We start from the raw sequence: 14,540 nt of genomic DNA on the forward strand, positions 1-14,540 counted from the left end.
GGCTGCGGCATGGTGCACCCGAACGTGCTGCGCAACGTCGGCATCGATCCGGAAGTCTACTCCGGCTTCGCATTTGGCATGGGGATGGAGCGTCTGACCATGCTGCGTTACGGCGTGACCGATCTGCGCGCCTTCTTCGAAAACGATCTTCGTTTCCTCAAACAGTTTAAATAAGGGCAGGATAATCCAATGAAATTCAGCGAACTCTGGTTACGTGAATGGGTAAATCCGGGCCTCGACAGTGAAGCACTTGCCGGGCAGATTACGATGGCAGGCCTGGAAGTTGACGGCGTTGACGCGGTCGCGGGTGCGTTTAACGGCGTTGTGGTCGGTGAAGTGGTGGAGTGCGGCCAGCACCCGAACGCTGACAAACTGCGCGTGACGAAAGTTAACGTCGGCGGCGAACGCCTGCTGGACATCGTCTGCGGCGCGCCGAACTGCCGTCAGGGCCTGAAAGTAGCCGTGGCGACCATCGGCGCGGTACTGCCGGGCGATTTCAAAATTAAAGCGGCGAAACTGCGCGGCGAGCCGTCTGAAGGCATGCTCTGCTCCTTCTCCGAGCTGGGAATTTCTGACGATCACGCCGGGATCATCGAGCTGCCGGCGGATGCGCCGATCGGTACCGACATCCGCGACTACCTGAAGCTTGACGACAACACTATCGAAATCAGCGTGACGCCGAACCGCGCCGACTGCCTCGGTATCATTGGTGTTGCGCGCGACGTGGCGGTGCTGAACCAGCTGCCGCTCAACGAACCGGAAATCGTCCCGGTTGCTGCCACCATCACCGACACGCTGCCGATCCGCGTTGACGCCCCGGAGGCCTGTCCGCGTTATCTGGGCCGCGTGGTGAAAGGCATCAACGTGGCTGCGCCAACGCCGCTGTGGATGCGTGAGAAGCTGCGCCGCTGCGGTATTCGCTCTATCGACGCGGTGGTGGATATCACCAACTACGTGCTGCTTGAACTGGGTCAGCCGATGCACGCCTTCGACCTGGATCGCATTAATGGCGGTATCACCGTGCGTATGGCGAACGCCGACGAAACCCTGGTGCTGCTCGATGGCACCGAAGCCAGACTGAAAGCCGACACCCTGGTTATCGCCGACGATAACCGTGCGCTGGCGATGGGCGGCATCTTCGGCGGCGAACACTCCGGTGTTAGCACCGAAACCCGCAACGTGCTGCTGGAGTGCGCCTTCTTCAGCCCGCTGGCAATCACCGGTCGCGCACGTCGTCACGGCCTGCACACCGATGCTTCCCACCGCTATGAGCGTGGTGTTGATCCGACACTGCAGTACAAAGCGATGGAGCGCGCCACGCGTCTGCTGCTCGAGATCTGCGGCGGCGAAGCCGGCCCGGTCATCGATGTCACCAACGATGCGCATCTGCCAGCGCGCGCCACCATTACGCTGCGCCGCAGCAAGCTTGATCGCCTGATTGGCCATCACATTGAAGATGCACAGGTTAGCGACATCCTGCGCCGTCTGGGCTGTGAGGTTACCGAAGGTCAGGACCAGTGGCAGGCCGTTGCGCCGGGCTGGCGTTTCGATATGGAAATAGAAGAAGACCTGGTGGAAGAGGTCGCGCGCGTCTACGGTTATAACAACATCCCTGATACCCCGGTACAGGCGGGTCTGGTGATGGGCAGCCATCGCGAAGCCGCGCTCTCCATGAAGCGGGTGAAAACCATGCTGGTGGATAAAGGCTACCAGGAAGTGATTACCTACAGCTTCGTTGACCCGAAACTGCAGCAGCTGCTGCATCCGGGTGAAGAGGCGCTGATTCTGCCAAGCCCAATCTCCAGCGAAATGTCCGCCATGCGTCTGTCGCTGTGGACCGGCCTGCTGGGCACCGTGGTGTACAACCAGAACCGCCAGCAGAACCGCGTGCGCATCTTCGAAACCGGCCTGCGCTTTGTACCTGATACGCAGGCAGACCTCGGTATCCGCCAGGATGTTATGCTGGCTGGCGTCATCGCCGGTAACCGTACCGACGAGCACTGGGATATGGCAAAAGGCGCGGTGGATTTCTACGATCTGAAGGGCGATCTGGAGTCGGTTCTGGAACTTACCGGTAAATTATCCGAAATTGAATTCCGCGCTGAAGCCATTCCGGCCTTGCATCCTGGCCAAAGTGCTGCCATTTATTTAAAGGGTGAACGCATTGGTTTCATTGGTGTTGTTCATCCGGAGCTGGAGCGTAAGCTCTCGCTGAACGGCCGTACGCTGGTGTTCGAGCTGCTGTGGGACCGCATCGCAGAGCGCGCAGTACCGCAGGCGCAGGAGATTTCCCGCTTCCCGGCGAACCGCCGCGACATCGCTGTCGTGGTCGCAGAAAACGTGCCCGCAGCAGATGTTTTGGGCGAATGTAAGAAAGTTGGCGCAAATCAGGTAGTTGGCGTAAACTTGTTTGACGTGTACCGTGGCAAGGGCGTTGCTGAGGGCTATAAGAGCCTCGCCATCAGCCTTATCCTGCAGGATACCAGCCGTACACTCGAAGAAGAGGAGATTGCCGCTACCGTTGCCAGATGCGTAGAGGCACTAAAAGAGCGATTCCAGGCATCATTGAGGGATTGAACCTATGGCGCTTACAAAAGCTGAAATGTCAGAATATCTGTTTGATAAGCTTGGGCTTAGCAAGCGGGATGCCAAAGAGCTGGTAGAGCTGTTTTTCGAAGAGATCCGTCGCGCTCTGGAAAATGGTGAGCAGGTCAAACTCTCGGGCTTTGGTAACTTTGATTTGCGCGATAAAAATCAACGTCCGGGACGAAATCCTAAGACCGGTGAGGATATTCCCATCACCGCTCGTCGTGTGGTGACTTTCAGACCCGGTCAGAAGCTGAAAAGCCGGGTCGAAAACGCCACGCCAAAGGATGATTAAGCGTAGCTGACCCAAAAAGGCCGCTGTGTGTGCAGAGTGAATGCCCGTTTTATGACGTGGGCACCCCATCACTTCTGCAGGCAGGCGGCCTTTTTTCTTTCCTGATTTCTACACAGGCCATAAAATCAATGGCATGTCCCGCATAACCGCTGCTCTCTATGCACGCACTTGCTCTGCCTCAACGCCGCCGTGAACGGCGAATTATCGCTCTGCTCGCACTCTGTCTGCTCGCCATGCTGACGGTGAGCCTGTGCGCGGGTGAAATCTGGATCGCGCCGTTACGCTGGTTTGATGCCGGCAGCGAGCTGTTTGTCTGGCAAATCCGCCTGCCGCGCACCCTGGCGGTGCTGATGGTTGGCGCGGCGCTGGCCGTCTCCGGCGCGGTGATGCAGGCGCTGTTCGAAAATCCGCTTGCCGAACCCGGGCTGCTCGGCGTCTCTAACGGTGCCGGGGTTGGGGTGATTGCGGCGCTGATGCTCGGTCAGGGCGCCTTACCCGACTGGTCACTCGGCCTGTTCGCTATCGCCGGGGCGCTGGCGGTAACCTTCATCCTGCTGCGCTTTGCCCGGCGTCATCTCTCTATCAGCCGCCTGCTGCTGGCCGGCGTCGCACTGGGCATTATCTGTAGCGCCCTGATGACCTGGGCGGTCTACTTCTCCACCAGCCTCGATCTGCGTCAGCTGATGTACTGGCTGATGGGCGGTTTCGGCGGCGTGGACTGGCGCCAGGGCTGGCTGATGGCGGCGCTGCTGCCGGTTACGCTCTGGCTGTGCGGGCAGTCAGCACCGCTCAACATGCTGGCGCTGGGCGAGGCCTCGGCGCGCCAGCTGGGCTTGCCGCTCTGGCTGTGGCGCAACATGCTGGTGGTGGCCACCGGCTGGCTGGTGGGGGTGAGCGTAGCGCTGGCGGGGGCTATCGGCTTCGTCGGGCTGGTCATCCCGCACATGCTGCGCCTGTGTGGCGTAACGGATTATCGCGCCCTGCTGCCGGCCAGCGCGCTGGCCGGCGCGGCCGTGCTCCTCGGTGCAGACGTCGCCGCCCGGCTGGTGTTAACCTCCGCCGAGCTGCCCATCGGCGTGGTTACTGCCACGCTGGGCGCGCCGGTGTTTATCTGGTTGCTGATGCGCGCCGGCGTGCGGTGAGGCTTCCCTGCCACTTAAACCTCAATAGAGCTTTTGCGGCGTGAAAACCCCGTGGTGCGACGTCCGGAACGCCGCCTGCCAGGGCGGAGGCGGGGCGGTGCCGCTCAGGGCAGTGAGAAAGGCCGCCGCCCACCAGTGGCAGTCGTAGCGCTGCACTTTTGCCAGCAGCCGGCTGTGCCTGCGCCTGCGCTCGTGCAGCGGCATCGACAGCGCGGAGTGCAGCGCCTCGCCGGTACGCCGGGCATCGTAGGGGTTAACGATCAGCGCCTCCGTCAGCTGCTCCGCCGCGCCGCTGCACGCTGACAAGATCAGCACGCCGGGGTCCTCCGGGTCCTGCGCCAGAATAAAGGCTTTGGCGCTGAGGCTCATACCTTCGGAGAGCGGAGTGAACAGCGCCACGTCCGCCCGGGCATAGAGCGCCGAAAGTAACTCATGCTGGCACAGCGCATTATGGATGTAGTTCACCGGATACCAGGTGAAATCCCCGTACTGACCGTTGATCTCCCCGCAGAAGCGCTCCAGCCGCGTGCACAGATCCGGTGAGGACCAGGGATACTCCCGCGCCGGGTCGCAGATCTGCAACAGGCTTACCCCGCGAACATAGTGCGGCCAGGTATTGATCAGCGCGCGCATCGCATCCAGCCGGTAATGAATGCCGCTGACGTCGTTGATCACATCATTGCTGATAATAATCTGCCGCTGATACTCCTCGACCGCCTGGGGCGTGGCCTGCGACGTTCCGACCACGCTGGTATCAATGCCGCAGGGGAAGATGCCAATCTGAATCGACCGCCCGTTAACCTGAATGGTGTCTCCGGCGATGCGTTCGGCACGGTAGAAGCGCAGCACGCAGGAGAGAAAATTGTTGATGTCCGCGCTCGACTGGAAGCCAATGACGTCGTACTGCAGCAGGGCGCGCATCAACGTATCGTGTTCGGGCACGGCGCGTATCACCTCGCCGGGTGGAAACGGCTGGTGCAGAAAGAAACCGCAGCGGTTGTGGTGCCCGTCCTCCCTGAGCTGCTTACCCACCGCCAGCAGGTGATAGTCATGCACCCACACCCGATCGTCCGGGCGAACCTGGGCGCCCACCGTGCGGGCAACGTCCGTGTTATAGCTTTTCCAGGTGGTGAAATACTCTTTTTTATAGGCCGCAAGATCGGGGCGGTTATGGAAAATGGGCCACAGCACGTTATGGACGTAGCCCTGATAAGCATTGTCATACTCGTTCGGGGAGAGATCCCAGCCGTGGGTGGCGTAATGCGCATGGTGCGTAACGCTGCAGCTGCGGCTTCGCTTTCCGGCGGTCACGCTACCGTTCCAGCCAAACCACACCCCGGGATGTTTGCTGAAAATCTGCCCGAGTGTAGTGATAAACGGATCGATATAGCCGTCGTCCTGCTGGACGCAGCGGTTGGAAACAACGATCAGGCGAGACATAGAGAACCTCAGTTAAGCAGCGGGTGCCATGCGTTCAGCAGGCGAGGGCCGACTCTTCGCGGGTGACAATACTTTCAAACCACGCCAGCTCAGAAAGCCGGCTGTGGGTCCAGTGACGGGTAAAGGCCTCGCCGAGATGCGCCGTCAGGTAGGGCTCCTGAGCAAACGCGTCCAGCGCCGCCTGCTGAAACAGCGGCAGCGGCGGTGGCGTACGGGTGACCCTGGCAATGGCCTCGTCATCCATGTTCTCCAGCCCGTACAGCATGCCGGTGAGAATGGTGGCCATCACCAGATACGGGTTGGCATCCGCCCCGGCAAGGCGGTACTCGATGCGCCGATCGCCCTCCCCGGAGCAGGGAATACGCAGCGCCGCGGAGCGCTTGTTAAAGCCCCACGAATTAAACAGCGGTTCGCTGAGGGTTTTGCGCAGGCGACGAAACGCGTTTACGCCCGGTGCCATCACCGCCACCGAGGCCGGCATCAGATGCAGCATCCCGGCAAGGCAGAGGCGCGCCATTTCATTAAGCTCGTCGGCGGGTGAAGCAAACACATTGTTGCCATGAATGTCATTCAGGCTGACGTGGAAATGCAGCCCGTTCCCTGCCAGCTGTGTGAAGGGCTTAGCCATAAAATTCGCCTGATAGCCGAACTGTTCCGCTACGGTGCTGGTCAGCCGTCGCAGCGCCAGCACGTTTTCACAGATATCCACCACGCGGTGGGAATGGCGCAGGTTAAGTTCAAACTGGCCGTCCTCGGCCTCGCAGACGATGCCTGAAAGCGGAAGCCGCTGGGCTGCCGCCATGGTTTCCAGCGCCTCGATAAATGCCCCGTGCGCGGACGGCACCGCCATCTGATAGCACCCCTGGCCGCGCGTCGGCGTGGCGGTTTTGGCCACCAGGTAAAATTCGATCTCCGGCGCGACCACCGGGTAAAGGCCGTGGCGATGAAAGGTGTGCAGCACTTTTTCAAGAATGACACGCGGTTCCAGCGCGTGGGCGCTACCGTCGGGAGCCTGCATGGTCAGCAGCAGCTGGGCGTTGTGCTGCGGATCGTGCGCGCACGGGCGCAGGGTGCCCGGCACCGGCAGGCAGAGCATATCGGGTTCGTCGCTGAGGCTGTCTCCCTCCGGCTGGCTTAGCACTTTTCCTTCGCGATCCATGGCATAAACCGACTGCGGGAAATAGCAGCCCCGGGCAAGGGAAAACAGGCTCTCCACCGCCACCCGTTTGCCGCGGAAAGTGCCGTGAATATCGGTGAGGTAGATATCCACGTGGCGGGTATCGGGATACTGTGCAAGGTAGTCGCGAATTTCGCCGGGATAGTCCTGCGCCAGGTCAGCGATCTTAGTTGCCAGCGTCAGGTCGCTGTAGCGATCCGCTGGCCAGCAGACCGGGGAAAAGGAGAACAGCGCCCGGAGGTTTTTCATTGAGGGAAGCTTAATCGGAGAGTTCATGGTTATCGTTCAGTGAGGCCTTGCGGCGATGAACTCAGCATAAAAAAGCTGGCTTTTCATTGATATAAAGGCGACGTTAAAAGAGCGGGCCGGGGCGTTAAAAAAGCGTAAACGGCATCGCGCCGATCGGCACAGCGTTTTGTTTTTTTCTGCATTAACTGGCTATGATTAAGGGCTGGACGCGACGTCCATTCATCACACTGATTAAGGGGTTGTTATGTCTGATGTACTGAACACTACCGTTACCACCATTGATGGCGAAGAGGTTTCCCTGGCGCAGTACAAAGGCAACGTGCTGCTGGTGGTCAACGTGGCCTCAAAGTGCGGCCTGACGCCGCAGTATGAGCAGCTGGAAAACATCCACAAGGCCTGGTTTGATGCCGGATTCCGCGTGCTGGGCTTCCCGTGCAACCAGTTTTTAGGCCAGGAGCCGGGCAGCGAAGAGGAGATCAAAACCTTTTGCAGCACCACCTACGGCGTGACCTTCCCGATGTTCAGCAAAATCGAGGTGAACGGCGACGCGCGTCATCCGCTCTACCAGAAGCTGATTGCCGCCGCGCCCACCGCCGTGGCCCCTGAGGAGAGCGGCTTTTATGAGCGCCTGGCGAGCAAAGGCCGCGCGCCGCTCTATCCGGACGACATCCTGTGGAACTTTGAAAAATTCCTCATTGGCCGCGACGGCGAAGTCGTGCAACGTTTCGCGCCGGACATGCTGCCGGAAGATCCGATCGTTATGGAAGCCATCAAAGTGGCGCTGGCAAAATAATGCCGGTGCTGATGCAGCTGGAGGACGTAGCTTTTGCGGGCCGGCTTGGACCGCTGAGCGCCAGCGTGGAGTCCGGTATCTGGCTGCACCTCGCCGGGCCGAACGGGGCAGGGAAGAGTACCCTGCTGGCGCTGATGGCCGGGCTGGTGGATGGTACAGGCCGCATTCAGTTTGCCGGCCAGCCTCTTGATGCCTGGCAGGGCGAGGCGCTGGCGCACCGGCGGGCGTGGCTGGCGCAGCACCAGACGCCGCCGTTTGCCATGCCGGTGTGGCACTACCTGTCGCTGCATCAGCAGAGCAGCCGCGATCCGCAGTGGATGACGCGCATCGCCGAAGCCCTGTGGCTCACCGATAAACTGACCCGCCCGGTAAACCAGCTTTCCGGCGGGGAGTGGCAGCGGGTGCGGCTGGCGGCGGTGATCCTGCAGATCCATCCCGAGGCCAATCCCCACGGCAAACTGCTGCTGCTCGACGAGCCGATGAACAGCCTCGACGTGGCGCAGCAGGCCGCGCTGGATAAACTCCTGCTGTCACTGTGCGCTGCCGGGGTAACGGTGGTAATGAGCAGTCACGATCTCAACCACGCCCTGCGCTACGCCGACCGGGTGTGGCTGCTGCGCAAGGGTAAGCTGGTGGCGGAGGGGGGAACGGAAATTCTGACGCCCGCGCTGCTCGAACAGACCTGGAACGTGCCGTTCCGTGAAATGCTCCTCGACGGCGAACGCTTTCTCTGGCCGCGCTGAATTGTGGCGGACGGGGCGAACAGGAGAATGAATGTCTGGAGGGCGGATTACGCTCGCGCTGCAATAAAAAAGGTATGGGTTATTTACTATCCCCATACCTGTACACATAGATTTTAAATGTTATTAATGGTGCAGCAGGTCATCCACCACCTGTGAATTGGTTAAATTCGCCGGGAAGTAAGTGGGCCAGTTATCCATCTCCTTCAGCAGCGCTTCCTGCGAGCTATTCCCCATGAAAATATGGAAATGCGCGGATTTGCGCGGTGCGATAGTGTGGTCGCTGAACTGAACAAACTTAGGTGCACCAGTATTAGTCTTCGTACATTCAAACAGATAGCGAACGCCTTTTTTGCCGGACGTATAATGCAGGATCTCGCGGCCCGCATAAACGTAAGGGCATGAGGACACCTTATCCCCGGAGGTAAATGTCATTACGCCATTTTCGATGCCGATGCTCAAAACGTCAGTGGCATAACCTTTCTTATAATATTCCTTATACTCTTCGAAAGACTTAGATTTATCTTCCTCAGCTTTCTTTCTGAATACGGGGTCCATAGCGCCTGTCAGAAAGATGGGATAGACGGACTGCCATTTCCCTTCCCAGTCTGTGAGCTTACGATTTTTTACGTCGCTGTCGTTAAACACGCCTTTGGAAGCTTTTATTTCCATCTCTGTCATCGGCGCGCCGTGAGCGTGGTCATGATGGTGGTCGTGTCCATGATCGCCGTGTGCATAAGCCTGCCCGGAAATCAGTACGGTCCCCAAAGATAATGCCAGAAACTTATTTTTCATTTTAAACCCTTAGCCTCAGAAGCAATCAAAAAGATATGTTATAACATAACAATCACTTCCGTAAAGTGCTACCTGCGCAGGCAGCTCTCAGGCAGCTGCTGCGTGCCGGTTGCTGCTACATTAAAGCAGATGTCGCTGCGGTCCGGGTTTAAATCTCCCTGAGTGAAAAACTCACGCGCTGTTCATTAACATTGACGTGATAGTTTCATTTTCTGGAATAGTTATTATCAGTCTGGCTCAATTGTTTCATCTCTTTGAATGAAATACCGTAACTTCCCGAAGAGTAAAGCTGGCGTTCAAAACGCGCACAGGAGACAAAATGAAATTACGGTATCTGGGATGGGCTGGCGTTGAAATAGATTATGAAGGACATACGCTATTAATTGATTACATCAGGGACACTTCATCCATTCTTTCTGATGTGCGTTTTCCCGAGCCACTACGTCAGGGAAATGCCACGGCAGCACTGGTCACGCATTTACATTCCGACCACGCCGATCCTGCTGCACTGGCGACGGCGCTTGCTGACGGAGCACCCGTATTCAGGCCTGAAGCCACGCCAGGCTCGGGCGACGATCTTAAATGGACGGCGAAAGCTGAATTGCAGTTTCGTGAACTGAAAATAAACACCCGGATAACCCGATGCTGGGAGTGGCAGGACGTCGGACCCTTCAAAATAATGTCTGGCCCTGCAGTGGATGGGCTGGGGGATCCGCAATGCTGCTGGATAGTGAAGGCCGGTGACAAATGCATCCTGCATGCCGGGGACACCATTAATCATGGCTACTGGTGGTCGCTGGCACGTCATGTCGGCCAGATTGATATTGCCTTTATGCCCATCAATGGCGCTGTTGTAACGCTTCCTCATCTGCAGCCCTCCAGTCCGTTCAACGCCACTATGTTGCCGGAGGAAGCTGCAGTTGCCGCCCATATTCTGGGTGCCGCGAGGGTGGTTCCAGTTCATCATTCCGAACTTAACCGACCCGGCGTCTATGAAGAGGCGGCAAATGCGATTGAGCGCCTGTGCGTCAGGGCCGTTGAGCTGGGCGTCACGCCTGTTGTGATGAAAAATGGCGAGTGGATAAGCCTCAGCTAAGCGTGTGAACCCGGCTTCATCATTCTGAATACAAATGTTTTTTTGCAGGCGCAATCGGTATTATGCAGAAAGCTTGAGGGGGGTGATTATGAATTAGGCCTCACTTCAGACATTTTTCGTCCCCCGGCAACAGGAAAAGAACGTGGATCGGTTTGAAGCCATGACGATGTTCGTACAAGTCGCAGAGCAGGGCAGCTTTTCTGCGGCAGCCCGGGTGCTTAATGTGCCGTTGCCCACCCTGAGCCGAAAAATTTCAGAACTCGAAACCCTGTTGGGTGCGCGCCTGCTGACGCGTACAACCCGAAAGCTTACGCTTACCAGCACAGGCGAGGCCTATTTGTCAGCCTCACGCCGTATTCTTGAGCAGGTGAGTGAGGCTGAGCGCGAGGCGGCAGGGGAATTTTCCTGCCCCAAAGGGGAGCTGATTGTCACCGCACCCATCATGTTTGGCCGCATGCATGTGTTACCGGTAGTGGCTGAATTCCTCGCGGCGTTTCCGGACATTAACGTCCGCCTGGTTCTCTCTGACAACAATCTGGATTTAATCGACAAAAATGTCGACGTAGCGCTGCGCATCGGCAATCTGCCTGACAGCTCAATGATTGCCACCCGGGCTGGCGTGTTACGCCGCGTTACCTGCGCCAGCCCAGCATTGTTAGATGCATTCGGTACGCCGCGCCATCCCAAAGATCTTCATCACTGGCCCGCTGTGATACTGAACGTTGCGGCGATGCCCGAGTTCTCGTGGCGCTTCTGTGATAGAGGCTCCCGGGCTGTCATTGATACTGTGATGGTTCCACGACTCGCGGTTACCACCTCGGAGTCTGCGGTTCTGGCGGCCGAGCAGGGTGTCGGAGTGATAAGGGCTCTGCATTATCAGGTAACGGATGCCCTGGATCGCGGCACGCTGCGTGTCATGCTTCGTGACTACGAAGAGTCGCCGTTACCCGTGCACCTGGTGCATATGTCACCTGGGCAAATGGCATTAAAAGTTCGATGCTTCCTCGATGTTGCCGCCCCTGCGCTACGAGAGCGGCTGGCGGGGATCGCCGCGCGGGATGATTAGCCGGTACAGGGCTCAGCCTCGGGTAGAGTTATCCGTATCATGCCGCGGCTTGCCTGTTTCAGGCGAAGCAGGCTACATTACGGAAAAAAAAGAAGACCAGAGGACTGGACTGGAAATGCGGCTTTGGATACTTGCAGTGTTGTCATTACTCCTGGTGGGGTGCAGCAGCCATCGCGCACCGCCGCCGGATGCCCGCCTGTCTGACTCCATCACGGTAATTGCCGAGCTTAACGATCAGCTGCAGCACTGGCGCGGCACGCCCTACAGCTACGGCGGGATGAGCCGCAGCGGCGTGGACTGTTCGGGTTTTGTGCTGATGACCTTCCGCGACCGGTTTGCGATGCAGCTGCCGCGTCAGACCAGCGATCAGGCAGAGATCGGCACCGAAATCGATAAAGACGATCTGCTGCCCGGCGATCTGGTGTTCTTCAAAACCGGCTCCGGCGAAAACGGCCTGCACGTCGGCATCTACGACACCGACAATCAGTTTATCCACGCCTCCACCAGCCGCGGGGTGATCCGCTCCTCGCTGGACAACGTCTACTGGCGCGCCAAATTCTGGCAGGCGCGCCGCATCTGACGACGACGGCCCGCGTTGCGGGCTGTCTCACACTTTTCCTCCCCGGGGCGTACCGCCGCCCTTATCTGCGAAGCGCTTCACACCCCGGTTCCCCGGTTTCATCCAGGCTTGGTCAGCGCGCGGGCGCAATTCACTGACGACACGGGAGAAAACATGGAACAGCAGGGCATCAAGATCGCTATTTTCGGTGGTGGCAGCAGCTATACCCCGGAGCTCATCGAGGGGCTGATCGCCCGTAAAGCAGCGATCCCGCTGCGCGAGCTGGCGCTGGAGGATATCGAGGCCGGGCGCGACAAAGTCGAAACCATTGCCGACCTGACGCGACGGATGCTGGCGCGCAACGGGCTGGAAGCGGTGCGGGTGAGCGTCCATTACCATCCGGATGAGGCGATACGCGGCGCCTCCTTCGTGCTGACCCAGCTGCGGGTTGGGCGCTTAGCGGCCAGGGCCGCCGATGAGCGGCTGGGTCTGAAGTACGGGCTTATCGGCCAGGAGACCACCGGCGTCGGCGGGTTCGCCAAAGCGCTGCGCACCATTCCGGTACTGCTCGACATTGCCCGGCGCGTTGAAGCGCTGGCCCCGGACGCCTGGATCATCAACTTCACCAACCCGGCGGCGATTGTCACCGAAGCGCTGCAGCGCCACACCCGCGCGAAAGTGATTGGCCTGTGCAACGTCCCGGTGGCGATGCACCATATGATTGCCGGCATGCTGAACGAGCCGGAGCGTGATGTCCGGCTGCGCTTTGCCGGGCTGAACCATATGGTATGGGTGCATCAGGTGTGGGTACGCGGCGAGAACCGCACCGCGCAGGCTATCGACATGCTGTGCAATGGCGCGGTGATGAGCATGAACAACATCAAAGAGATGCCGTGGCCCGCCCCGCTGCTGCGCGCGCTGGGGGCGATCCCCTGTCCGTATCATCGCTATTTCTACCTGAGTAACACCATGCTGCAGGAGGAGCAGGAGGCTGCCCGCGCCCAGGGTACCCGCGCCGAACAGGTGATGAAGGTTGAAGAGGAGCTGTTTGCGCTGTATCGCAATCCGGCGCTCGCCCACAAGCCTGAACAGTTAAGCTTCCGCGGCGGGGCGTTTTATTCAACGGTGGCGCTGGAGCTGATCGACGCGATTCACAACGATCGCGGTGCCGAACTGGTGGTCAATACCGCCAACCGCGGGGCGATTCAGGGGTTGCCGGACGATGCGGTGATTGAAACAAACTGCATCGTCAACGCTGCCGGGGCGCAGCCGCTGGTCTTCGGCGCGCTGGCACCGGCGATGCATGCCCTGACGACGCAGATTAAAACTTATGAACGTCTCACCATCCAGGCAGCGGTAAATGGCGACAGGGACGCCGGTTTGCTGGCGCTTATCACCAACCCGCTGACCAGCGATGCAGCGACCGCCAGCGCACTGCTTGATGAGGTACTGACCCTTAACCGGGAGTATCTGCCGCAATTCACCCGCTGACCACCCGGCGGGGTGCCGGATTCGCATCCCGCCGCTCCTTTGAATAATCTCCCGTTACCTGAAAATTATATGCTGTATAATCTAACCAGGTGAAAACGCCGCTATTTCACTATTCTGAATGAAATAGCACCCCGCACAGCAATAAAACAAAGCACAGCAATAATTAGCTACATGCATTACTTTCAGGTTTTTTCTGAATTGATCTTACGGTAATGATGCATTTTCCGGCAGCTGGTCAGCGTATTTTAAAAAGATTAATCTTAAACCGGGTCGAAAATAAAGCTAATCAATTCAATCATATTGAACCGAAGCGTGAGTTGCGTCAGGATTATTAAATTAATTTTCGTGGGGCTGACTGATGATTGTTACGCTGGATACCGACTTCCGCTCGCATCTGCTGCTGTCTCCCGTGCGCTCGGGCCGCGGCGAGCTGCTGGGTGTGGGGGTTATCGCACATTTTATTAATCCTCAGACCGGGGTGCGAATACCTACGGAATTACTTATCCCGCGAATTTCCCCTGAGCAGCACGTTGAATTTTTTAAAGAGAAGCTGGCGCTGGTTGAAGCCCATCAGGATTTTTTTATTCGCCATCAGAAACTCGCCTGGATTAATGTGGATGTCGACTGCGCGCGGGCAATTTTGAGTGATGCCGGTCTCGCCCGCCGAATATCCGGTTTACCATTTATTGAGCTGGCGATTAATGAGAATTTCCCTGAAATTAATCAGGGTCAGGAAAATGGGTTATTAAAAAACCTGGCGCAGCGCCACCCCCTGGTACTGAGTAATTTCGGCGCGGGCATCGCCACCACCCGCCCGGTGGTGGAAGGACTGTTTCGCCGGGTGATGCTGGACCGCAACTTTGTACTGCGCCTGATAGACGGCCCGTCGTTTGAGCCCTTTATGCAGGCCATTGTCAGCCAGCTCGCCGGGTACTGCACTTCTCTGGCTATTGCCGGGATCGATACCGATGCGGCGCGTCAGCGCGCGCATGCCCTCGGCTTCGCCGCCATGCAGGGCCTGCTCTGGCCACCGGTAGAGCCGGAGGATATTGCCGCTCTGATCCCCTGATGCGCCAATAACCCTGCGCCTTAACCGTGTTTGCCGCAGCAG

General features: G+C 58.5%; 14 protein-coding genes. 11 read left to right on the forward strand and 3 right to left on the reverse strand.

Features of this window, described 5'->3' with window-relative positions:
- The 4 genes from ET34_RS0111950 to btuC form a co-directional block, all read left to right on the forward strand.
- Positions 1 to 174, forward strand: a 174-nt coding sequence (locus tag ET34_RS0111950) for a tRNA ligase subunit PheS family protein (protein WP_031522341.1), incomplete at its 5' end; no start/stop codon positions are given.
- Positions 175 to 189: 15 nt separating this feature from the next.
- A complete protein-coding gene (pheT, locus tag ET34_RS0111955; RefSeq protein ID WP_031522343.1) occupies positions 190 to 2,577 on the forward strand; it encodes a phenylalanine--tRNA ligase subunit beta in 2,388 nt (795 codons plus the stop codon).
- 4 nt (positions 2,578 to 2,581) lie between these two features.
- Positions 2,582 to 2,881, forward strand: a complete 300-nt coding sequence (gene ihfA, locus ET34_RS0111960) for an integration host factor subunit alpha (protein ID WP_024550574.1) — start codon at positions 2,582 to 2,584, stop codon at positions 2,879 to 2,881.
- Between the two features lie 158 nt (positions 2,882 to 3,039).
- Positions 3,040 to 4,023, forward strand: a complete 984-nt coding sequence (btuC, locus tag ET34_RS0111965; protein WP_031522345.1) for a vitamin B12 ABC transporter permease BtuC — start codon at positions 3,040 to 3,042, stop codon at positions 4,021 to 4,023.
- Between the two features lie 21 nt (positions 4,024 to 4,044).
- Here btuC and ET34_RS0111970 read toward each other — a convergent pair whose 3' ends face one another.
- Both ET34_RS0111970 and ET34_RS0111975 read right to left on the reverse strand, forming a co-directional pair.
- On the reverse strand, positions 4,045 to 5,463 hold the full coding sequence (locus ET34_RS0111970) for an alpha,alpha-trehalose-phosphate synthase (UDP-forming) (protein ID WP_031522347.1): 1,419 nt from the start codon (positions 5,461 to 5,463) through the stop codon (positions 4,045 to 4,047).
- A gap of 34 nt (positions 5,464 to 5,497) precedes the next feature.
- Entirely contained in the window at positions 5,498 to 6,916 is a 1,419-nt protein-coding gene (locus ET34_RS0111975; RefSeq protein WP_031522349.1) for a glutamine synthetase family protein, read from the reverse strand.
- A gap of 217 nt (positions 6,917 to 7,133) precedes the next feature.
- Here ET34_RS0111975 and ET34_RS0111980 point away from each other — a divergent pair, with 217 nt between their 5' ends.
- Together ET34_RS0111980 and btuD are read left to right on the forward strand one after the other, a co-directional pair.
- Positions 7,134 to 7,682, forward strand: coding sequence for a glutathione peroxidase (locus ET34_RS0111980; protein WP_031522351.1), 549 nt, complete (start codon positions 7,134 to 7,136; stop codon positions 7,680 to 7,682).
- Positions 7,682 to 8,425 (forward strand): vitamin B12 ABC transporter ATP-binding protein BtuD, encoded by a 744-nt coding sequence (btuD, locus tag ET34_RS0111985; protein WP_031522353.1) that lies wholly within the window; start codon positions 7,682 to 7,684, stop codon positions 8,423 to 8,425. The genes ET34_RS0111980 and btuD overlap by 1 nt, the downstream gene beginning before the upstream one ends.
- A 123-nt stretch (positions 8,426 to 8,548) precedes the next feature.
- Here btuD and zinT read toward each other — a convergent pair whose 3' ends face one another.
- On the reverse strand, positions 8,549 to 9,217 hold the full coding sequence (zinT, locus tag ET34_RS0111990) for a metal-binding protein ZinT (RefSeq protein ID WP_031522354.1): 669 nt from the start codon (positions 9,215 to 9,217) through the stop codon (positions 8,549 to 8,551).
- Positions 9,218 to 9,536: 319 nt separating this feature from the next.
- Between zinT and ET34_RS0111995 the strand changes: the two genes are divergently transcribed.
- The 5 genes from ET34_RS0111995 to ET34_RS0112015 all read left to right on the forward strand — a co-directional run bounded on the left by ET34_RS0111995 (position 9,537) and on the right by ET34_RS0112015 (position 14,498).
- Entirely contained in the window at positions 9,537 to 10,313 is a 777-nt protein-coding gene (locus tag ET34_RS0111995) for an MBL fold metallo-hydrolase (RefSeq protein WP_035891298.1), read from the forward strand.
- A gap of 142 nt (positions 10,314 to 10,455) precedes the next feature.
- A complete protein-coding gene (locus ET34_RS0112000) occupies positions 10,456 to 11,379 on the forward strand; it encodes a LysR family transcriptional regulator (protein WP_031522358.1) in 924 nt (307 codons plus the stop codon).
- A gap of 115 nt (positions 11,380 to 11,494) precedes the next feature.
- Positions 11,495 to 11,959 (forward strand): C40 family peptidase, encoded by a 465-nt coding sequence (locus ET34_RS0112005; protein WP_031522360.1) that lies wholly within the window; start codon positions 11,495 to 11,497, stop codon positions 11,957 to 11,959.
- 153 nt (positions 11,960 to 12,112) lie between these two features.
- Complete coding sequence (locus ET34_RS0112010; RefSeq protein WP_031522362.1) at positions 12,113 to 13,429, forward strand: 6-phospho-beta-glucosidase; 1,317 nt, start codon at positions 12,113 to 12,115, stop codon at positions 13,427 to 13,429.
- Between the two features lie 358 nt (positions 13,430 to 13,787).
- Positions 13,788 to 14,498: an EAL domain-containing protein gene (locus ET34_RS0112015; RefSeq protein ID WP_031522364.1), complete on the forward strand. Its 711-nt coding sequence runs from the start codon at positions 13,788 to 13,790 to the stop codon at positions 14,496 to 14,498.
- Positions 14,499 to 14,540: the final 42 nt, after the last annotated feature.

The organism is Siccibacter colletis (genome assembly GCF_000696575.1).
Classification (GTDB): domain Bacteria; phylum Pseudomonadota; class Gammaproteobacteria; order Enterobacterales; family Enterobacteriaceae; genus Siccibacter; species Siccibacter colletis.